The following is a 20,423-nucleotide window of genomic DNA, read 5'->3' on the forward strand; positions in this document are numbered from 1 at the left end:
TATCACCACGGCCGACGACGCGTCCAGCAAAAGTCACATGACGAGAGCGGCCGCCTTGTCGCGGCTACCAAGGCTTCGCCGGAGGCAAGCGATTGCCCGATTGCCGCTCCTCGAAATGACGGACCTGTGGGGTTCGCGCCCCTTCAGGCGGCCAGCTTGAGGATATTGACGACGTCGCTTGGCTCGCGGATCGGCTGCGGGTTGGTCCGGGCGAAGATCGAGAGCATCACGTTCCGGCCGATCAGCTCGAAGCGGTCCTCGGCAACGCCGACATCGGCGAGCCGCCGCGGCAGCCCGAGCTCGGCGACGAACGCCGCGAACGTCTCGCCGGCGTCGCGCCCCGGCGCGCCGAGCGCGGCGGCGATCGATTGTTGCGCGGCTTCGGTGGCGGGACGATTATATCTCAGCACGCTCGGCATCATCACCGCCGTGCAGAAGTAATGCGGCACGTCGCAGGTGCCGCCGAGCACGTGGCCGATGGCATGGCTCGCGCCCATCGGCACCCGCGACTGCAAGCCGAAGGCCGACAACCACGAGCCCAACTGGCAATTCAGCCGCGCCGCTTCATCATCGGGATCCTCCTTGGTGCGCAGCAGGCCCTCGTGCAGATAGCGCAGCCCCTGCCGGCACACGGCATCGACCAGCACGTTGGGACGACTGGAGCAGATCGCCTCGATGCCGTGATCCATCGCCCGCGTGCCGGAACCCAGCCAGAGCTTCTCCGGCGTGTAGCGGGTGATGGCCGGATCGAGGATGATGCTGCGCGGCATCATCAGCGGATGATTGAAGATCTGCTTCAGCTTGCGCCTGCTGTCGGTGACCAGCGTTCCGGAATTGTATTCGCCGCCCGACAGCGTGCTGGGGATCGCGATCATCCGCACCTTCGGGGTGCGGAATGCGCCGAAGCGGCGCTCCGGCGTGGTCTCGAAGCCGTCGAGCCCCTCCGGCACGAAGATCTCGTGCTCCATGCACATCAGCACGATCTTGGCCGCATCGACCACCGAGCCGCCGCCGATCGCAACCACCAGATCGGCCTTGGCCTCCTTGGCCTGCCGCGCAATCCGCACCACCACGTCGCGGGTGGTGTGCTGCGGAACGCCGTCGAAGGTCTCGGCATGACGATTGCCGAGCGCCTTGCGAATCTTCTCGATCTCGTCGGTCGTGGTGTTGAGCGTCCGGCTGGCAATGAGGTACACCCGCGTCGCGCCGAGCCGCTCGGCCTCCTCGCGCAGCGCTTCGGCGGCCGGCTTGCCGTAGATCACGGATTCCATGGTGGGGTATTGATGGCTGCCAACGACGTGCATGCTCGTTACTCCCTCGATGTGTCCGTGATCAGTCCAATCGGTCAGGCCGGCGATTTAGAAAAGTCCGGCGGACGCCGGTAAGGCAATCCCGACGTCAGCGTGCTCGGCCATGGCGTCCTCCGTCACGCCACCGCGCGGGCCGGCGTGGTCTCGACGGTGCCGTCAAGCAAGCCGGTCAAGCGCTGGCGGATGATCTGCTCGGCTTCAGTCATGATGCGGTCGATCAGTTCCCTGACCGTCGGGATGTCGTGGATCAGGCCGACCACCATGCCGCAGCTCCAGGCACCGGCATCCATGTCGCCGTCGATCATCACCTTGGGATAGACGCCCGCGACCTGCTCGTGGATGTCCTCGATCTTCAGGGCGGCGCCCTTCTCGCGCTCGATCTGGAGCAGTTCGTCAACGCCCTTGTTCTTCAGCACCCGCTCGGTGTTGCGCAGCGCGCGCATCACGAGGCGGGTGTCGAGCTCGGTGGCCTCCACCAGCGCCTGCTTCACATTGGGATGGACCGGCGCTTCCTTGGTGGCGATGAAGCGCGTGCCCATGTTCATGCCGGCGGCGCCCATCGTCAGCGCCGCAACCAGGCTGCGTGCATCCGCCATGCCGCCGGAGGCGACGAACGGGATCTTTAATTCCTCCGCCGCGCGCGGCAGCAGGATCATGTTCGGGATGTCGTCCTCGCCCGGATGGCCACCGCACTCGAAGCCATCGACGCTGACCGCGTCGCAGCCGATCTTCTCGGCCTTCAGCGAATGCCGCACCGAGGTGCATTTGTGGATCACCTTGATGCCGGCCGCCTTCAGCGCCGGCATGTACTGCTCCGGGCTGCGGCCGGCGGTCTCCACCGCCTTGACGCCGCCTTCGCGGATTGCGGCGATATATTCCGGATAGGGCGGCGCGGTGAAGCTCGGCAGGAAGGTGAGGTTGACGCCGAACGGCTTGTCGGTCATGTCGCGGCAGCGCGCGATCTCCTTGGCCAGCAGCTCCGGCGTCCTCTGCGTCAAGCCGGTGATGATGCCGAGGCCGCCGGCGTTGGACACTGCGGCCGCCATCTCGGCGAAGCCGACATAATGCATGCCGCCCTGGATGATCGGGTGCTGGATGCCGAACAGTTCAGTGATCGCTGTCTTCACGAATATCTCCCGCGTTTCCGATCAGTGGATGATTTCAAACAAGCCCGCCGCGCCCATGCCGCCACCGATGCACATGGTCACCACGCCGTATTTTGCCTTACGCCGCCGGCCCTCGATCAGGAGGTGGCCGGTGAGCCGCGCGCCGGTCATGCCATAGGGATGGCCGATCGCGATCGAGCCGCCATTGACGTTCAGCTTGTCCGGATCGATGCCGAGCTTGTCGCGGCAATAGATCACCTGCACCGCATAGGCCTCGTTGAGCTCCCAGAGATCGATGTCGCCGATCTTGAGATTGTGCCGCTGCAACAGCCGCGGGATCGCGGCGACCGGGCCGACACCCATCTCGTCCGGCTCGACGCCGGCGGCGACGAAGCCGCGGAAAATGCCGAGCGGCTTCAGGCCCTTCCTCGCGGCGATCTTGTCACTCATGATCACGCAGGCCGATGCGCCGTCCGAGAGCTGGCTGGCATTGCCGGCGCTGATGGTCTTGCCCTCGAACACCGGCTTGATCTTGGCGAGGCCCTCCGCGGTCGTATCTGGGCGCGGTCCCTCGTCCTTCGATAGCGTCACCTGCTGGTAGCTGACCTGCTTGGTGTCCTTGTCGATCACGGCCATTTTTGTGGTGATCGGCACGATCTCGTCGTTGAAGCGGCCGCCCTGCAGCGCAGCACCGACGCGGCGCTGGCACTCCAGGCTGTATTCATCCTGCCTGTCGCGGCCAATTCCGTAGCGCTCGGCGACGACCTCGGCGGTCTCGAGCATCGACATGTACATCTCCGGCTTCATCGCCATCAGTTCATCATCGACAGCGTGGAATTTGTTCATGTGCTCGTTCTGCACTAGGCTGATCGACTCGATGCCGCCGCCGATCGCGATCTCGACGCCGTCCGATATCACCGAGCGCGCCGCGACCGCGATCGCCTGCAGGCCGGAGGCGCATTGCCGATCGATCGTGGTGCCGGCGACCGTGACCGGAAGCCCGGCGCGGATGGCGCCCTTGCGGGCGACATTCATCACCATGGTGCCCTGCTGCATCGCGCAGCCCATCACCACGTCCTCGACCTCGCCGGGCGCGATGCCGGCGCGCTTCACCGCCTCCGCGATCACATGGCCCGCCAGGGTCGGGCCATCGGTGTTGTTGAGCGCGCCGCGATAGGCCTTGCCGACGCCGGTGCGCGCGGTGGAAACGATGACTGCGTCTGGTGTCATGCTAAAGCTCCTCAAGCGGCCGCATCGAGCTGCGCGTAACGCAGCACGTGGTAAGCGGGATCGCCGAACTGGATGTTGATGGACGAGATACGCTTGAAGTAATGGCCGACATTGAGCTCGTCGGTCATGCCCATGCCACCGTGGAGCTGCACCGCCTGGTCGGCGATGAACTTGCCGGCATAGCCGATCTTCGATTTCGCGCCCGAGGCGAGCCGCGAGAGCCCCGCTTCCTCCCCTGCGCTGAGGCTGAGATTGAGATGCTGCATCAGCGACAGCGCCTCCTGATGCGCGATGAACATATCGACCATCCGGTGTTGCAGCACCTGGAAGGAGCCGATCGTGACGCCGAACTGCTTTCGGGTCTTGGAGTATTCCAGGGTCGCGGCGTTCAGCTCGCCCATCGCGCCGACCAGTTCGGCACACAGCGCGCCGATCGCACGGTCGCGGCAAGCTTCGAGCGCAGCGACGCCGTCGCCCTCCCGGCCAAGGAGCTGCCCGCGCACCTCGCGCAGGCTCACCTCGGCGGCTCTACGGCCGTCGATGGTCTTGAAGCTCTTCAGATCGAGATTGGCGGCACGGCGATCGACCACGAACAGGCTGACCCCGCCGCGATCGTGGCGATGGCCCGAGGTGCGCGCGGAGACGATCAGGTAATCCACCCAGGGCGCCGACATGACCGCCGTCTTCTCGCCGGTCAGGACATAGTCGTCGCCGTCCCGGCGCGCCGTGGTGGTGACGGTGGCAAGATCGAAGCGCGAGCCCTTCTCGCTCCATGCCAGGCTCCAGATCTCGTTTCCCGCGATGATCTCGGGAAGCAAGCCCTGCTTTTGCTCTTCGGAGCCTGCCTCCTCGATCAAACCGCCGGCCAGTACGACCGTCTCGACGAACGGCTCGACCACGAGGTGCCGGCCGAACTCCTGCATGATGATCATGGTCGACAGCACTCCGCCGCCGAGCCCGCCGACGGCTTCCGAAAACGGCGCGGCAAGCAGGCCGAGCTCGGCGAAGGCGCTCCAGTGCTTGCGGCTGAAGCCGTCTTCACTCGCGACGATCTTGCGTCGGGCATCGAAATCGTACTGGTCGCGCAGCAGCCGCTGGACGCTGGACCGCAACAATTCCTGCTCTTCGGTGAACTGGATATCCATCCGATCCTCTTGTGGCGATTTGCTAAAGCGCGATGAGATGCGCTTTAGCTCCTTGTTTGAGCATGATCTGTTCGGAAAACCGCTTCACACTTTTCCGGATCATGCCGCTAGAGACCGAGCACCGCCTTGGCGATGATGTTGCGCTGAATCTCGTTCGATCCGCCGTAGATCGAGAGCTTGCGCGAATTGAGATACTTTTCCGACGCGGTGTGGCCGTAGTCCGGCCCCGGCATGAAACAGTTGGCGCTGACCGGATGTTCGCGGATCGCGAGGCCATCATTGCCGATGGCGCGGTGGGTCAGCTCGGTGATGTCTTGGAAGATCTCGGTGCCGCGGATCTTGAACAGCGACGCCGCGGGTCCCGGGTCGATGCCGCGGGCCATTTGCGCCACGACGCGCAGCTCGGTCGCCTCCAGCGCCAGCACGTCGAGCTCGATGCGGGCGATGTCGCGGATGAAGTCCAGATATGCCGGATCATCCTCCGGGATCTCAGCCTTCACGATTGTCTTCAGCCGCGCGATGTAGCGGGTCGAGCGGCCGATGCCGGCCATGCTGGTGCGCTCATTGCCGAGCAGGAACTTGGCGTAGGTCCAGCCTTTGTTTTCCTCGCCGATCAAATTCTCGACGGGAACGCGGACGTTTTCCAGGAAGACGTCGTTGACCTCGTGCGAGCCGTCAATGGTGATGATCGGCCGCACCGTGACGCCCGGCGACTTCATGTCGATCAGGAGGAACGAGATGCCGGATTGCGGCTTGGCGGTGGGATCGGTGCGGACCAGGCAGAAGATCCAGTCGGCGTGCTGCGCCAGCGTGGTCCAGGTCTTGTGGCCGTTGACGATATATTGGTCGCCGTCGCGCACCGCCTTGGTGCGGACGGTGGCGAGATCGGAGCCGGAGCCCGGCTCCGAGTAACCCTGGCACCACCAGTCCTCGCCGGAGAGAATACGCGGCAAGAACCTCGCCTTCTGCGCCGCGTTGCCGAACGTGTAGATCACCGGACCGACCATGGTGACGCTGAACGCCAAAGGCGGCAGCGTGCCGGCGCGCGTCGTCTCCTGCTCGAAGATGAAGCGGCGGGTGATCGACCAGCCGGGGCCGCCATATTCCTTCGGCCACAACGGCGCGATCCAGCCCTTCCTGTGCAGGATGCGATGCCACAGCAGCATCTGCTCCTTGGAAAGGTCGGTCTCCGGATTGGGGACGCGCATCTCCGCCGGATAATTGTCCTTGATGAAGGCGCGCACCTCGTCGCGGAAGGCTGCATCTTCAGGAGATAGCGCGAGCTCCATCGGGCCTGCTCCCTACCACTTCTCGCCGAAGGGACGGATTTCCAGCTCGAAGGTCCATGCGCTCTTCGGCTGCTGGTAGAGCTGCCAGTAGGCGCCCGCGACGGAGGCCGGCGGCATCAGGAGATCCGGATTGTCGAGCGCGTTGGGGCCGAGCGCCTCGATCCGGCGCTGCCGCACCCATTCGGTATCGACGCCGGAATCGATGATGAGGTGCGCGACGTGGATGTTCTTCGGGCCGAGCTCGCGCGCCATCGCCTGCGCCACCGCGCGCAGGCCGAACTTGGCGCTGGCAAAAGCGGCATAGCCGCTGCCGCCGCGCAGCGACGCGGTGGCGCCGGTGAAGAAAATGTTGCCTTGCCCGCGCGGCAGCATCAGCCGCGCCGCCTCGCGCCCGGCCAGGAAGCCGGAGTAGCAGGCCATCTCCCAGACCTTGCGGAACACGCGCTCGGTGGTCTCCAGGATCGGGAAGTTGACGTTGGCTCCGATGTTGAAGATGCAGACTTCCAGCGGCGCATGCTTGTCGGCGTCGTTGAGGAAGGAGATGATCTCCTCCTCCTTGCGCGCATCGAGCGAGCGGGCGTGAACTTCGCCGCCGGCCGCCTCGATGTCCTTGACCAGCGGCGCCAGCTTGTCGCCGTTGCGGCGACCGGCGAAGATCGTAAAGCCTTCGGAGGCGAATTTCTTGGCGATCTCGCTGCCGATGAAGTCGCCGGCACCGATCACGGCCACGGTGGCATTTCTCTTCTGCATGGTGTTCTCCGGCCTTTGTTTGCGTGAGCTGCTGTTCAAACGCCTCAGCGTGGCGTGCGCAGCGACTCCGCCAGCTTGTGTTTCAAGAGCTTGCCCGTCGAGGTCGCGGGCAGCGCGTCCATCAGGATAATCTCGGACGGCCGCTTGTACGAGGTGAGTTGCGGGGCAGCATGGGCCATCAGGTCCTGCGCGGTCACCGTCGAGCCCTTGATGAGCTGCACGAAGGCGACGACCTCCTCATTGCCCTCGACCGGCCGTCCGACCACGGCGCACTGCACCACCGCCTCATGGGTGCTCAGCACCGCCTCGATCTCGGCGGGATAAACGTTGAACCCGGAGCGGATGATCATCTCCTTGGTGCGACCGACAATGAACAGGGCATCGCCCTCGAAGCGGGCGAGGTCGCCGGTGTTGAACCAGCCGTCGGCATCGATCACCTTCGCGGTCAGATCCGGGGCGCGGTAGTAGCCGCGCATCACGTTGGGGCCGCGGACATGGAGCTCGCCGACCTCGCCGTTTGCAACAGGCTTGCCGTCGGGACCGATCAGCCTCGCTTCAAGACCGGGCAGGATGGCGCCGACCGCATGGTCGGCCCGCGGCGCATCGTGCCGCACGCCGGAGATGCCCGGCGAACACTCGGTGATGCCGTAGCCATTGAGCAGCGGCAAGCCGAGCTCCTGCTCGACCCGTGATTTGAGGTCGAGGTCGAGCGGCGCGCCGGCCACCCCGATCATGCGCAGCCGGCCGCGGTCGAGTTTCGGCAGGCCGGCGTTGCGGCGATATTCGAGCAGGCGCTGATAGGTCGCCGGCACGCCGCTGAGCAGCGTGATGCCCTCCTCCGCCATCGCCTTCACGAGCGCGGCGGGATGGTATTTGGCGACGAGCCGCACGGTGGCGCCGACCATCAACGTCATGGTGAGCAGCGAGATGCCGACGATGTGCGAGATCGGCAGCACGCAATACTGCACGTCATCCGCCGTCATCTTGCGCGAGACGGCGGTGTCGCGGGCGCTGAACAGCAGATTGCGGTGGGTGAGCATCACGCCCTTCGGCGTGCCCGTGGTGCCTGAGGTGTAGATCAGCACCGCGACCTGCTTCGCGCCGTCGGCCTCGACCGGCTCGGGCAATGTCGCAAGGTTCAGGCCGGTGACGCCGATGCCGCGGAGCGGGCCGACATCCTGCGCGGCGGCCCCATAGCGCGCGGCGTGCGCCGCCGCTTCCTCGGAGACATCAGTGGTCAGCAACACGCGGCGTGCGCCGCTGTGCTCGCGGATCTGATCGAGCTCGCGCGGCGACAGCCGCGGATTGACGACGATCGACCAGACGTCGAGCCGGCTTGCGGCCAGCAGCAGGCAGGCGAGCGGATTGGCATTCTCGCTGACGATCATGATGCGGTCGCCGGGACGGACGCCGAGCCCGCGCAGCGCATCGACCACGCCGCCCACGGCCTGGTCCAGCTCGCGGTAGGTCAGCCTGCCGCGATCGTCGATCAGCGCCGGATGATCCGGCGTCGCTTCGACATACCGATCCATCACCTCGTGGATGCGGTTCGGCAAGCCTTCAACACGTCCTTCCATCACCTGCGTCGTCGCCAGCACCGAAACCTCCCTGCGATAGCCCTTGGGGTCTGCTTGTTCTCCGATCAGGCAGTCTTGCGCCGCTCCATGGCGAGCTGCGCGACGATCTCGTCCTCGACCTCGCGCAATTTGTCCTTGCCGAAGAAGATCTCGTTGCCGACGTAGAAGGTCGGTGATCCGAACGAGCCGCGCGCCACCGCGTCGCTGGTGTTCGCGATCAGCTTCTGCTTGACATCGTCGTGCTGGGCGCGGGCGATGAGACGGTCGATGTCGAGCCCCGATGACAGGAAGGCCTCGCGGAACACCTGCGGGTCGTCCATCTTCTTCGGCTCGACCCACATGTGGTGGTAGGCGGCGCGGAAATACGGTTCGAACACGCCTTCGAACTGCGCAGCGACAGCGCCGCGCATCAGCGCCAGCGTATTCACCGGAAAGAACGGGTTCGGCTTGAACGCTGTGATGTTGTGGCGCCGCAGGAAGCGCTCGGTCTCGAGCGCGTTGTAGTCAGGCTTGTTCCTGATCCCGCGCAGGGAATCCGCCGGCGACATGTTGCCGGTCGCCTTGTAGACGCCGCCGAGCAGCACCGGGATGTAATCGAACTTGACGCCGGTGCGCTGCTCGATGTCGGGCAGCACGAGCTCGGCGAGATAGGCGTTGGGGCTGCCGAAATCGAAGTGGAATTCGACCTTGAGCGGAGCAGCCATGGAACGCCCTTCCCTTCGACGGGCGACCGTTGCGCGGCCGCCGAATTGATCGTGGCCGAGACCATAAGTTCTATTTTAGAACTGTCAATATGATATTTATCATCCAATAGCGTGTAATAAGGCATCTTGTTGAAATAGCACGAGTTCTGATTTAGAATTTACTATGCGCTGCCGCTGCAGGTCGCTTGGAGATGCCGATGAAATGGGATGCCCTCGAGGAAGAGCCGTGCTCACTGGCCCGCACCGTGGCCGTGATCGGAGACCGCTGGAGCCTGTTGATCCTGCGCGAGTGCTTCCTGCGCATCCGCAGGTTCGATGACTTCCAGGCCTCGCTCGGCATCACCCGGCACTTGCTCGCCGACCGGCTCAAGAAGCTGGTGCGCTTTGGCGTGCTGCGCAAGATTCCGTATCAGGACGCCCCGAAGCGCTACGAATACATCCTGACCCAGAAAGGGCTCGACCTCTATCCGATCATCATGTCGATCGTGCACTGGGGCAATGTTCACATGGTCGACTCGCGGGGACGGCCGCTGCTGCACCAACACAAGACCTGCGGCCACATGTTCGATCCCGTGATGGTCTGCTCGGAATGCGGCGAGCCGCTGTCCGCGAAAGCCGTGCACGTGCATCCCGGCCCCGGCGCGCGACGATCCTCGGCGCACGCGAAGGCGATGGGGGCGAAGGTCAGGGGCGAATAGCGTTGCGGGCGGAGCCTGCCAAGAAAAAGGCCCGCCGTGTTGGCGGGCCTTTTTGTGAGGCGATTCCGACCGAGCCGATGTACAGCGAACCTTGGACCGCCGACGGCCTCAATCGTCGTCGCAGTCCCACCCCGACACGCTGCGGTAACCGTCGTAATCGCGATACCGGTATCGAGGCGCGTAATAGCCGTCATCATAGCCGCCATAGGAGCGGCGGTACGTCGGATATTCGCGGTAGCCCTGGTACGACGGATAGGATGGCGAGGCCTGGGCTTCTGATGCCAACACGCCGCCAATGAGGCCGCCGACGATGAGGCCGCCGATCAGCGCAGCGTTTCGGCCGTCACGTGCCTGCGCCGGCGCGGAGCCGACGAACAGCGTCGCCGCCACGGCGAGCGCAGCGAGACCGGTGGGAAGGGCTTTGGTGAGCGAAGACATGTGTCGCCTCCATCAGGATTACGCCCAAGTTCTATGTCGGGCGCCTTGAAGCCACACTGAACGTGCTGTTGCCGATCGTTCATCTCCGGCACTGGACGGGGCCGAGTTCACGAGGCGTCGGCAAGCCGTTCGGCGGATGCTCCGTGTGCGAGGGCCGGCCTCACAGAGCAACGGGAGGGCGCGGCCCCGGACCCCTAGGGTCGTGTGGGATGGACCCGAGGCCGCGCTTGCCTCGCGCTGGCGTATCCACAGTCACCCGATGGAGATGCGATAGCCAGGTGCCGAAGGTCATATGACGCAGCGGCGCCGCGATGGAGCCGCAAACGCGCAGCGCCGCCCCTGCGGAGTATGATCGCGGGCGGCGCTGGTTCAGTCTCCGGGCATGGGCAATTTCCCGGACATCCCATCGCAGCACAGATGCCCTCAACATTGAAAGTGACGAAGGGCACTTGTCTCGGCCGACGCAGCATTGGCGAGCGCCGGCCGGATGGCATTCTGAGAAAGCTGTCGACTGTGAGGAGATGACTTTCCCGCCTCGGGGCGAGTGGCGATCCCGGGAAGACTCGAACTTCCGACCTACGGTTTAGGAAACCGTCGCTCTATCCGGCTGAGCTACGGGACCGCGAGCCCGTTGTTCGCGGGCGTGGCCCTCCATAGCAGAGCCGCCAGCGGATCGCCAGCCTGCGACGATGCCGGCATGCATGAAGTCGAGGACAGTTCGGCCGTGCGCGACCCGGTTCCTACGCCGCCTGCCCCGCCGGCTTCGATGCTGATCCGATGGCAGCCGCGGTGCGCCCGGCCGGCAGATATTCGATCGCCTCGTCCTTGATCGAGCCGAAGCGCAGGCTGACGATGTCGAGCGCGTAGTTCTGGTAGAGCCGCCATGGTCGGCGCGACCCCTGCTTTGGGAACTTGGCGGCGGCGCGCTGGATGTAGCCGGAGGAGAAATCCACCCAGGGCAGTTCGGCGACATCAGGATCGTTCCGCCGCGGCGTCGCCTGCGCGTAGCCGTTGGCCTTCATGTAATTGAGCATGCGACAGACATATTCGCAGGTCAGGTCGCATTTCAGTGTCCAGGACGCGTTGGTGTAGCCGAACGCCGCGGCAAGGTTCGGCACGCCGCTGTACATCAGCCCCTTGTAGTTCATGGTCTTGGAGAGATCGACGCTGTTACCGTCGACATTGATCTCGAGCCCGCCGAGCACCTGGAGATCGAGCCCGGTCGCGGTCACCACGATGTCGGCGTCGAGCAGCTTGCCGGATTTAAGCTTGATGCCCTGGGGCGTGAAGGTCTCGATCTGATCGGTGACCACCGACGAGGCGCCGCTGCGGATCGACCGAAACAGATCGCCGTTCGGCACCAGGCAGAGCCGCTGGTCCCATGGATTGTAGCGCGGCGTGAAATGCGTGGCGATATCGTAGTCCGGCCCCAGCGCGTGGCGCACGCCACCGAGGATCAGCTTCTTGACGCGCTCGGGATCGCGCTTGCAGAGCCGGTAGAAATACATGCCGAACAGCACGTTCTTCCAGCGGGTGATGCCGTAGGCGAGCTTCGCCGGCAGCCGCGCGCGGAGCCAGTCGGCGACCTTGTCCTGGTCGGGACGTGCCACGACGTAGGTGGGCGAACGCTGCAGCATCGTGACGTGCGCCGCTCGCTTGGCCATCTCGGGCACCAGCGTCACCGCGGTGGCGCCGCTGCCGATCACCACAACTTTCTTGCCGGCATAGTCGATGTCGTCGGTCCATTTCTGCGGATGGACGACGCGGCCGGCGAAATCGGCGATGCCGGGGAAGTCGGGCGTATAGCCGTGTTCGTATTTGTAATAGCCGCTGCACATGAACAGGAAGTTGCAGGTGAAGCGCTCGATCGTCTTCTCCGCGCCGCGCTCGACCTCGATCGTCCATTGCGCATCTGCCGACGACCAGTCGGCACGCACGACGCGGTGATTGAAGCGAATCTTCTTGTCGATGCCATAAACGCGCGCGGTCTCCCGCACATAGTTCAGGATCGACGCGCCGTCGGCGATCGCCTTCGGCTCGGTCCAGGGGCGGAACGAATAGCCGAGCGTATACATGTCGGAGTCGGAGCGGATGCCGGGATAGCGGAACAGGTCCCAGGTGCCGCCGATGCAATCGCGCCCTTCCAGGATGGCGTAGCTGCGATCCGGACACTTCGTCTGCAGATGGTAGCCGGCGCCGATGCCGGACAGCCCCGCGCCCACGATCAACACGTCGAAATGAGCGGACATTGCCATTGCCCTGCCTCTCCCTCGGCCTCCCATGGCCGTTCGTTTTGACAACATGCCTTGTCAGATACCTTGACATCTGACAATGCGCCATGTCAATACACTTTCATGGGAAGCAGCCGGAAAGCCCGCCTCTATGGCGGCATGGACGCCGAGGAACGCCGTGCCGAGCGGCGGCTCAAGCTGATCGACGCGGCGATCGAGGTCTATGGCGAGGTCGGCTATCGCGGCGCGACCGTGAAGGCGATCTGCGAGGCGGCCGAGCTCACCGAGCGCTATTTCTACGAATCCTTCGCCAACAGCGAGGCGCTGCTGATCGCGGCCTACACCCACGTCGTCGGCCATTTGCATGAGGAGATGGCGGCGGCAGCCACCGCCGCAGGGAGCGACGCCGAGGCGCGATTGCGCGCGGCGCTGACGCTGTATTTCACGCGGCTGAAGCAGCATCCCAAGCCGGCCCGCGTCTTCCTGCTCGAGATCTCCGGTATCAGCCCGGCCGTCGATGCCGTCAAGCTTGATGCCTTGCGCACCTTCAGCGACATCCTGGTGCCGCCGTCGATCGATCCGAAGCGAAGCGGCAAGGGTTCGACCGCGGTGCTGCTGTCGAACGGCATGGTCGGCGCCGTCATCTCGATCGCGCTGCGCTGGGTGTCGAAGCAGTATCCGCAACCGGTCGAGGATGTGGTGGCGGTCGCGGCGAGCTTCTGCCGCGTCGCGCTCGGCGATCCGAGCCGCCGCAACCACCTGCGTTCAGTGTAGGGCATGGGTCTCGGCAGCGATTGCGACCGCGGTGGAGGCCCCCAAGTTCCTCGTTACCGTGCGGGCGGGCATGCCGGCCTCACATAAGGGAACCGGGGCCTTGGTATTGAGAATACAGGTCAATTTTGACCGTTGTGTTCCATCCGTCACATGGGACGGGCACCGCAATCTTCCACAACGGACGTGACAAGCTGCCCCAAAATGGCAAAAATTGGCGGAAATCGTGACCGCTGATTTGCGCTGGGACCTTGTCCGTGATTGCGAGCCGTTCATCGGTATATGCCATTGCCGCGGTGGCCGCCTGCCTTGAGCTGGCGCCGGTGACCGCGCATGCGCAGTGGTGGCGCAGCGGACCGAAAGACTTCGAAGAGTGCGCCGATATCGCCGAGAAGGCAAAGACGAAGGAAGACAAGACTGCGCAACTCGGCGAGTGCAACGCCAAGTTTGCCGGACGGCGCAAGCCCGGCGGCGGCTACACCTATTACGACTTCATGCAGGACCGCAGCTTCGACATCGCAGGTCCCAATCCGACGCCGGAAGAGCAGAAGAAGATCGACCAGGAATACACGGTCTATCTCGAACAGCAGCGCCGCTCGAACATCGTCGCGGCGCTCACCGCCAAGCAGCTTCAGGAAGAAGAAAAGCTGCAGCAACCACCGCCACAGCCACAATCGCAGCCCAAGCAGATCCCGCCGGCCACGGTGCACAGTGTACCGGCGCGCGTGCCGATCCCGGTCGCAAGCCCGGTCAAGCAGGCCGCGCGCATCAGGGCCGCGCAGTGCGCCAAGAACTCATTCTCCTGCGAATGGCCGCGGCTCTCGCAAAGCCTCGATGATCTCAAGAAGCTGTTCACTTTTCAGCCATCGCCCCCGGGACGTCCGGCGAAGCGGAGCTGACATCGCCTCGTCATGTTCCCGGCGTGCAGCAGCACAGCCGAACGTCTCGCGGACGCAAATAGCCACGTGGCGCCGGCATAGTCGGCCGCGCTTGCTGTAGCGGTCAGGCTCAGCACAACGCCAAGCACGAGGACGAACGAACGCCGCTTTCAAATGGTGGCTGAGAACGACCGAGCATCAATGCGCGTGGTGACGCTTGCGTTGTCGTGGCGCAATGTGCCGGGCGGCCGGCGCGGGCCGCTCGCCTGATGCGGCCATCCGCGCTCGCTGCTCTTGCAGCCGCGCATCATAGCCCGGCGACGGCACCACGGTCGGCGGCGCGGCCTGCGCCGACCACGCAGCGAACGCCGCAAGCGCGACAAGCACGATGCAAACCGGCTTCATGGCTTCCTCCCACACGCGGCAACACCAACGCCGCGATCATGACACCAAACGGGATGAGTTTGGCTTGAATCGACTCGCGGCGGCTTCCGTCACCTCTCCCCGTCGGGGAGAGGTCGGACTGCGCTCGGCGATGCGAAGCATCGTCCGTGCAGTCCGGGTGAGGGGACTTGCGCTTTCGAGAGACCATAACCCCTCACCCGATTTGCTACGCAAATCGACCTCTCCCAAGGGAGAGGTGACCTGCGACTCAGTTTCAGGTCCGTCTAATCCCATCTTCACACTAGGCCGCACGAATCTGCTCGGGCGTCAGCCCGGGCGAGCCCTTGCCGTCGGCCTCAGCCCTCCGGATCAGTTGTATGACGCGGCGCGACAGCGGCACCTCCAGCCCGCGACGATCGGCGATCGCGGTGATGACGCCCTGCAGATAGTCGATCTCGGTGCGGCGGCCGCGCTGCAAATCCTCCCACATCGAGGAACGCGCCTCGGGATCGATCTTCATGGTGCGGCCGAGCAGCATCATGAAGAGTGCGTCCGGCAACCGCAGCAGAGGCGGCATCCAGCTCGACGGCAGCGGCGTCGGCGACACCGGCCTGATGCCTTCGGCGCGCACCGCGGCCATTCCTTCCGCCATCTGATCGGCGAACAGGCGCCGCCAGTCGTGTTGCGCGAGCTGCTGGCGCAGCGGGATGTCCGACAGCGCGTTCAGCGCATTGTTGAGATTGACGATCAGTTTGCCCCACTGCACGCCGGCGATGTCGGAGGTCGCGCGGATGGCAAGGCGCGGTGCGGAGAGGCGTGCGGCGGTGTCTGCGTCGTCACGGGCGATCACGATGTCGCCCGAGGTCGAGCGATGGAAGCGGCCATCGCCGAGCGCCACCACATTGAACGGCACCATGCCGCCGAGCACGCTGCGGCCCGGCAGCCGCTCGCGCAGCAGCGGCACGTTGCCGACGCCGTTCTGCAAACTGACCACGACGGCATCGGGCGGAGCATGGCGCGCGATCAGATCGGCGATCTCGCGCGTGTCGGCGCTCTTCACCGTGACCAGCACCGCCTGTACATCGGCGAGGATCGACGGATCGTCCGACAGCGTCAACCGATCGGCTGCGACAACTTGCTCGGAGCCGTCGACATCGGTGACCCGCAGGCCGCAGGCCGCGATCTCCTGCATGACGCGCGGCCGTGCCAGCAGCGCGACGCGGCGGCCGGATGCCGCCAGCATGCCGCCGACAAAGCAGCCGATGCTGCCGGCGCCTGCAATGCCGATCGGCCGATCCCTGTTCATGTCGCCGAGCATCCGTTCATTATGGCTCGATAGCAGACCTTGGGATGCCTGCCTATTCGGCGCTCCGCCGCGCGGGCGTGTCGCCTTGTAACCGTCATGGGCCGCGGCTATGTTTCGCGTTCGGGGCACAGTTGCGGCAGGAGACGACCATGGGTTTACTCGACGTACTCAACGGCATGCAGAACGGCCCCCGCGGACCGAGCGCGCCAAGCACACAATCCGACAGCTCCAGCGGCGGCGGCATGTCGCCGATGACGATGGCCATTCTGGCGCTGCTCGCCTGGAAAGCCGTCAAGCATTTCACCGGCGGCAACCAGCCGGGCACCGCGGCGCCGACGCCGTCACAGGCTCCGCTGCCACCCGGCAACGTGACCGCCGGCCTTCCCGGCGGGTCCGGCGGCGGACTCTCCGACGTGCTCAAGGGTGGCCTCGGCGGACTGCTCGCCGGCGGCGCGGCCGGCACGGTGTTGAGCGGTGGCCTCGGCGATCTGCTCAACCAGCTTCAGCAGAAGGGTCAGGGCGACGCAGCCAATTCCTGGGTGAGCAACGGTCCCAACAAGCAGATCTCGCCCGGCGATCTCGCCAACGCGCTCGGCGCCGACCAGATCGACTCGCTGGCGTCGCAAAGCGGCATGTCGCGCGACGATCTGCTGCAGGGCCTGAGCCAGTATCTCCCCGACGTGATCAATCACCTGACGCCGGACGGGCGGCTGCCGAGCGGCGACGAGCTGCACGGCCGGCTGTGACGGCGCCGGCTTGATTCCATCCGAGGAGGACGACTGACATGGGCGGCATCATCTGGGTCATCATCGTCGGCTTTGTCGCAGGGATCATCGCGCGATTCCTATCGCCGGGGCCGAACAATCCGAGCGGCTTCATTCTCACCACGGTGCTCGGCATCGCGGGCGCGTTTCTCGCAACCTGGGTCGGTCAGGCGATTGGCCATTATGGCCCCGAACAGGGCGCCGGCTTCATCACCGCCACGATCGGCGCGCTGGTGGTGCTGTTTATCTGGAACCGGCTGGTCGCGGCAGGCGTGGTCTCCGATCCCGGCAACAGGTGACGCCATAGGTCGTCACTTCCGTCATGACGAGCCAACCGGTCGCGCGAACGCGCGCCCGATGACAGGCTCCGCGAAGCAATCCATCTCTCCCACACTCCGGGATGGATTGCTTCGTCGCTTCAGCGCAAAATTGCTTTGCAATTTTGTCGCGAGCTCCTCGCAATGACAACGGTAAGATCGAGCGCTCCTTACTGAATCAAATGCATGCCGGCGTCCATGCGGACGAACTCGCCGGTCATGTTGCTCGACGCCGGGCTTGCCAGGAAGCAGACCAGATTGGCGATGTCTTCCGCCGTCGACGCGACCTTGAGCGGCACCCGCGCCACCACGGTATCGCGCACCTGCTTGGCGCCTGCCTCGCCGCGACCCTTGGTGAACCATGGCGTATCGATATAGCCCGGGCACACCGTGTTGACGCGGATCAGCGGCGCGAGCGCGCGCGCCAGCGACTGCGTCATGGTGTTGAGCGCGCCCTTGCTCGCGGCATAGGCGACCGACGAGCCGCCGCCGGAGATGCCGGCGACCGAGGAGACATTCACCACGGCCGACGGCCGGCCCGAGGCCTTTGCGCCGGCCTCAAGCAGGCTGCGCGCAGCGCGCACCATCTGGAACGGGCCGATGGTGTTGACGGCATAGATGCGCTGGAAGTCTTCCGCCGAGAGCCCGTCGAGATCGTGATGCGGCACATGCTTGGTGGTGCCGGCATTGTTGATGAGCACGTCGAGCCGGCCCCAGCCTTGCGCAGCGGCGGCGATCTTCTTGCAGTCCTCATCGCGCGAGACGTCGCCTTGCACCACCAGCACTTCGGCGCCCTGCTTGCGGCAGGCTTCCGCGGTCGCTTCCGCCTCCGCCTTGCTGTTGGAATAGTTGATGATGATGCGCGCACCGGCGGTGGCGAGAATTTGCGCGGTGGCGGCGCCGAGTCCCGATGCCGATCCCGTCACGATCGCGCACAAACCTTCCTTCGACATCTGCGTTTTCCCCTTCGTTGTTCTCTGACACATGAAGTCCGGCGGGGGCATACCATATTGCGCGCGGCCGTCCCGGAAAATCTGCGAAATCCGCACTGCGGAATTAAATTCGTCGCATGGCTGTTCGCATGCCGCAGCCGCAAGCGGCCCTGCGGGCAGCGCTTGTCACGGCTATGGCTTTTCCGCATCATTGAGCGCAAGACAACATCGCGAAGCATGACCGGCCAAGCGCCGGCTCTAGCCAAATCAACACGAGGAACGCTGTGGCGGAGAGTGAGAACATCGTCGCCGAGACCGCGGAAAAGATTTTCGCCGATCTCGCAGATGCCCAAACCATCAATCACGACAAGCAGGGCGCATGGAAGGTGCCACTGTGGCAGGCGCTGACCGAGGCCGGCCTGCCGCTCTCCTGGGTGCCGGACGATCTCGGCGGTTCCGGCGCCAGCCTCGCCGAAGGCTTCAGCGTCCTCAATGTCGCCGGGCGGCATGCGATCGCTGTTCCGCTGGCCGAAACAATGCTGGCCGGCTGGCTTTTGACGCAGGCGAAGATCGCCTCCCCCGAAGGCGAGATGACGGTGGTGCCGGCGAGCCCGAAGGACCGCATCACGCTCAATGCCGACGGCAGCCTCTCCGGCCGCGCCCGCGGCGTGCCGTTTGCAAAGGAAGCAAAGCATGTCGCGGTGCTGGCCCATGGCAACAGCGGCACGTCGATCGCGCTGGTCGACGCCGCGAAGTGCCGGATCGAATCCGGCATCGGCCTCGGCGGTGATCACAGTGACACCGTCACGCTCGACAAGGTGCAGCCGATCTCAATCAAGGCCGCGCCGAAGGGTTTTGACCAGACCACGCTGATGCTGATGGGCGGTGTCGTGCGCAGCCTCCAGATCGCGGGCAGCCTGGAATCGCTGCTGGATATCTCGGTGCGCTATTCCAACGAGCGCGTCGCCTTCGAGAAGAAGATCTCGAAATTCCAGGCCGTGCAGCACAACCTCGCCCGTCTCGCCGGCGAGTCCGCCGCGGCGCTGGCGGCCGCGACCTCGGCAGCCGACACCATCGTCAACGCGACGTCGCTGGACAATGACGCGGTGTTCCTCGAAGCGGCGTCGGCCAAGATCCGCTGCTCGGAAGCGGCGGAAAAGGGCGGCGGCATCGCGCATCAGGTGCACGGCGCGATCGGCTTCACTGTCGAGCATATCCTGCACCGCTACTCGCTGCGTGCGCTCGCCTGGCGCGACGATTTCGGCTCCGAGAGCTACTGGGCGGTCGAGCTCGGCAAGCGCGTCGCCGACCGTGGCGCCGACGAATTGTGGCCGCTGGTGGCCTCGCGCTGAGATCCGGACATTAGAGACATCACATGACCGCAGCCCTTCGTTTCGATCCGATCCGTCTGCCGGAAAAGTGCGAGCAGCTCCGCAAGGAGGTGCGCGCCTTCCTCGCCGAGGAAATCGCCGCCGGCACCTTCGACCCCCACGCGCCCAACCGGGAGGACAATGACGCGCCGGAGTTCTCCCGCCGTGTCGGCGCCAAGGGCTGGCTCGGCATGACCTGGCCGAAGAAATATGGCGGCCAGGAACGCTCGTTCCTCGAACGCTATGTGGTGACCGAGGAGATGCGGATCGCGAACGCGCCGACCCGGCGCTTCTTCGTCGCCGACCGCCAGAGCGGGCCGGTGCTGCTGAAATACGCGCCCGAGCACATCAAGATGGATATCCTGCCGCGGATCTGCCGCGGCGAGCTCTGCTTCGCCATCGGCATGAGCGAGCCGAACTCCGGCTCCGACCTGTTCGCGGCGAAGACCCGCGCGACCAAGACCGACGGCGGCTATCTGATCAACGGCACCAAGATCTGGACCTCGTCGGCGCATATCGCCGACTACATGATCGCGCTGTTCCGCACCTCGCCGCCGACCAAGGAGAACCGCCGCCACGGCCTGACCCAGTTCCTGGTCAAGATGAAGCAGCCGGGCATCCAGGTGAACCCGATCGGCCAGATCACCGGACAGCGCGAATTCAACGAGGTGGTGTTCACCGACTACTTTGTGCCCGACGATCATGTGCTCGGCGAGATCGACGGCGCCTGGAAGCAGGCGACGAGCGAGCTCGCCTATGAACGCAGCGGCCCCGAGCGCTTCCTCGAGACCTACTATGTGCTGACCGAGCTGGTGCGCGCCGTCGGCAAGAACCCGGACACCCGCAGCGCGGAAGGCATCGGACGCCTGGTGGCGCAGGTTCACACCATGCGCCGCATGTCGGTGTCGGTCGCCGGCATGTTGCAGGCCGGCAAGGAGCCCGTGGTGGAAGCCTCCATCGTGAAGGACATCGGCACGGTGTGGGAGCAGCAGCTCCCGCATCGCGTCCGTGATCTTGCCGCCTTCGTCGAGGAGACCGCCAGCAACCGCGAGACGCTGGAAAAGCAGCTCGACTTCGCCATCAAGACCGCGCCCAAGCTGACGATCCAGGGCGGCACCACCGAGGTGCTGCGCGGCATCATCGCCCGCGGCCTGGGCCTGCGCTAATGCCGATGAGACCGGTGATCCCACCGCCTGCGCACTTCACCTCTCCCGGAGGGAGAG

At 65.1% G+C, this 20,423-nt stretch carries 20 protein-coding genes and 1 tRNA gene; 7 read left to right on the top strand and 14 right to left on the bottom strand.

Annotated features, from left to right (window positions below; genetic code table 11):
- Positions 1–143 precede the first annotated feature (143 nt).
- The 8 genes from P6U30_RS35850 to P6U30_RS35885 all read right to left on the bottom strand — a co-directional run bounded on the left by P6U30_RS35850 (position 144) and on the right by P6U30_RS35885 (position 9,111).
- The gene (locus P6U30_RS35850; RefSeq protein ID WP_407167364.1) at positions 144–1,304 is read right to left on the bottom strand and encodes an iron-containing alcohol dehydrogenase; all 1,161 of its coding nucleotides are present in this window, start codon (positions 1,302–1,304) and stop codon (positions 144–146) included.
- Positions 1,305–1,426: 122 nt separating this feature from the next.
- Positions 1,427–2,437: an NAD(P)H-dependent flavin oxidoreductase gene (locus P6U30_RS35855; protein ID WP_407167365.1), complete on the bottom strand. Its 1,011-nt coding sequence runs from the start codon at positions 2,435–2,437 to the stop codon at positions 1,427–1,429.
- A 21-nt stretch (positions 2,438–2,458) separates the two neighbouring features.
- Complete coding sequence (locus P6U30_RS35860; protein WP_407167366.1) at positions 2,459–3,646, bottom strand: acetyl-CoA C-acyltransferase; 1,188 nt, start codon at positions 3,644–3,646, stop codon at positions 2,459–2,461.
- 11 nt (positions 3,647–3,657) lie between these two features.
- Positions 3,658–4,791, bottom strand: coding sequence for an acyl-CoA dehydrogenase family protein (locus P6U30_RS35865; protein ID WP_407167367.1), 1,134 nt, complete (start codon positions 4,789–4,791; stop codon positions 3,658–3,660).
- Positions 4,792–4,898: 107 nt separating this feature from the next.
- Positions 4,899–6,080 carry an acyl-CoA dehydrogenase family protein gene (locus P6U30_RS35870; RefSeq protein WP_407167368.1) on the bottom strand — a complete coding sequence of 394 codons (1,182 nt, stop codon included), beginning with the start codon at positions 6,078–6,080 and terminating at the stop codon, positions 4,899–4,901.
- A gap of 12 nt (positions 6,081–6,092) precedes the next feature.
- Positions 6,093–6,830 (bottom strand): SDR family oxidoreductase, encoded by a 738-nt coding sequence (locus P6U30_RS35875; protein ID WP_407167369.1) that lies wholly within the window; start codon positions 6,828–6,830, stop codon positions 6,093–6,095.
- A 44-nt stretch (positions 6,831–6,874) separates the two neighbouring features.
- Positions 6,875–8,428, bottom strand: a complete 1,554-nt coding sequence (locus P6U30_RS35880) for a class I adenylate-forming enzyme family protein (RefSeq protein ID WP_407167370.1) — start codon at positions 8,426–8,428, stop codon at positions 6,875–6,877.
- Between the two features lie 44 nt (positions 8,429–8,472).
- A complete protein-coding gene (locus P6U30_RS35885; protein ID WP_407167371.1) occupies positions 8,473–9,111 on the bottom strand; it encodes a 2-hydroxychromene-2-carboxylate isomerase in 639 nt (212 codons plus the stop codon).
- A 197-nt stretch (positions 9,112–9,308) separates the two neighbouring features.
- Between P6U30_RS35885 and P6U30_RS35890 the strand changes: the two genes are divergently transcribed.
- Positions 9,309–9,809: a winged helix-turn-helix transcriptional regulator gene (locus tag P6U30_RS35890; protein WP_407167372.1), complete on the top strand. Its 501-nt coding sequence runs from the start codon at positions 9,309–9,311 to the stop codon at positions 9,807–9,809.
- 108 nt (positions 9,810–9,917) lie between these two features.
- Here the strand turns inward: P6U30_RS35890 and P6U30_RS35895 are convergent, their stop codons facing one another.
- The 3 genes from P6U30_RS35895 to P6U30_RS35905 form a co-directional block, all read right to left on the bottom strand.
- Positions 9,918–10,247, bottom strand: coding sequence for a hypothetical protein (locus tag P6U30_RS35895; protein ID WP_407167373.1), 330 nt, complete (start codon positions 10,245–10,247; stop codon positions 9,918–9,920).
- 545 nt (positions 10,248–10,792) lie between these two features.
- A tRNA-Arg gene (locus tag P6U30_RS35900) sits at positions 10,793–10,869 on the bottom strand.
- 118 nt (positions 10,870–10,987) lie between these two features.
- Positions 10,988–12,496 (bottom strand): flavin-containing monooxygenase, encoded by a 1,509-nt coding sequence (locus P6U30_RS35905; RefSeq protein WP_407170624.1) that lies wholly within the window; start codon positions 12,494–12,496, stop codon positions 10,988–10,990.
- A 105-nt stretch (positions 12,497–12,601) separates the two neighbouring features.
- Between P6U30_RS35905 and P6U30_RS35910 the strand changes: the two genes are divergently transcribed.
- Both P6U30_RS35910 and P6U30_RS35915 read left to right on the top strand, forming a co-directional pair.
- Positions 12,602–13,252 carry a TetR/AcrR family transcriptional regulator gene (locus tag P6U30_RS35910; protein WP_407167374.1) on the top strand — a complete coding sequence of 217 codons (651 nt, stop codon included), beginning with the start codon at positions 12,602–12,604 and terminating at the stop codon, positions 13,250–13,252.
- Positions 13,253–13,506: 254 nt separating this feature from the next.
- The gene (locus P6U30_RS35915) at positions 13,507–14,148 is read left to right on the top strand and encodes a hypothetical protein (RefSeq protein WP_407167375.1); all 642 of its coding nucleotides are present in this window, start codon (positions 13,507–13,509) and stop codon (positions 14,146–14,148) included.
- 177 nt (positions 14,149–14,325) lie between these two features.
- Here the strand turns inward: P6U30_RS35915 and P6U30_RS35920 are convergent, their stop codons facing one another.
- Complete coding sequence (locus P6U30_RS35920; protein ID WP_407167376.1) at positions 14,326–14,532, bottom strand: hypothetical protein; 207 nt, start codon at positions 14,530–14,532, stop codon at positions 14,326–14,328.
- A gap of 280 nt (positions 14,533–14,812) precedes the next feature.
- Complete coding sequence (locus P6U30_RS35925; protein ID WP_407167377.1) at positions 14,813–15,817, bottom strand: 2-dehydropantoate 2-reductase; 1,005 nt, start codon at positions 15,815–15,817, stop codon at positions 14,813–14,815.
- Between the two features lie 149 nt (positions 15,818–15,966).
- On the opposite strand from P6U30_RS35925, the gene P6U30_RS35930 reads away from it, so the two are divergent.
- Positions 15,967–16,563, top strand: a complete 597-nt coding sequence (locus tag P6U30_RS35930) for a YidB family protein (protein ID WP_407167378.1) — start codon at positions 15,967–15,969, stop codon at positions 16,561–16,563.
- Between the two features lie 38 nt (positions 16,564–16,601).
- Entirely contained in the window at positions 16,602–16,880 is a 279-nt protein-coding gene (locus P6U30_RS35935; RefSeq protein WP_407167379.1) for a GlsB/YeaQ/YmgE family stress response membrane protein, read from the top strand.
- A gap of 188 nt (positions 16,881–17,068) precedes the next feature.
- On the opposite strand, the gene P6U30_RS35940 is transcribed toward P6U30_RS35935, so the two are convergent.
- Positions 17,069–17,851, bottom strand: coding sequence for an SDR family NAD(P)-dependent oxidoreductase (locus tag P6U30_RS35940; RefSeq protein WP_407167380.1), 783 nt, complete (start codon positions 17,849–17,851; stop codon positions 17,069–17,071).
- A 263-nt stretch (positions 17,852–18,114) separates the two neighbouring features.
- Here P6U30_RS35940 and P6U30_RS35945 point away from each other — a divergent pair, with 263 nt between their 5' ends.
- Together P6U30_RS35945 and P6U30_RS35950 are read left to right on the top strand one after the other, a co-directional pair.
- The gene (locus tag P6U30_RS35945) at positions 18,115–19,182 is read left to right on the top strand and encodes an acyl-CoA dehydrogenase family protein (protein WP_407167381.1); all 1,068 of its coding nucleotides are present in this window, start codon (positions 18,115–18,117) and stop codon (positions 19,180–19,182) included.
- A gap of 23 nt (positions 19,183–19,205) precedes the next feature.
- Positions 19,206–20,366, top strand: a complete 1,161-nt coding sequence (locus P6U30_RS35950) for an acyl-CoA dehydrogenase family protein (protein ID WP_407167382.1) — start codon at positions 19,206–19,208, stop codon at positions 20,364–20,366.
- The last annotated feature ends 57 nt before the right edge of the window (positions 20,367–20,423 follow it).

The sequence above is a fragment of the Bradyrhizobium sp. ORS 111 genome (assembly GCF_045571485.1).
Taxonomy (GTDB): Bacteria; Pseudomonadota; Alphaproteobacteria; order Rhizobiales; family Xanthobacteraceae; genus Bradyrhizobium.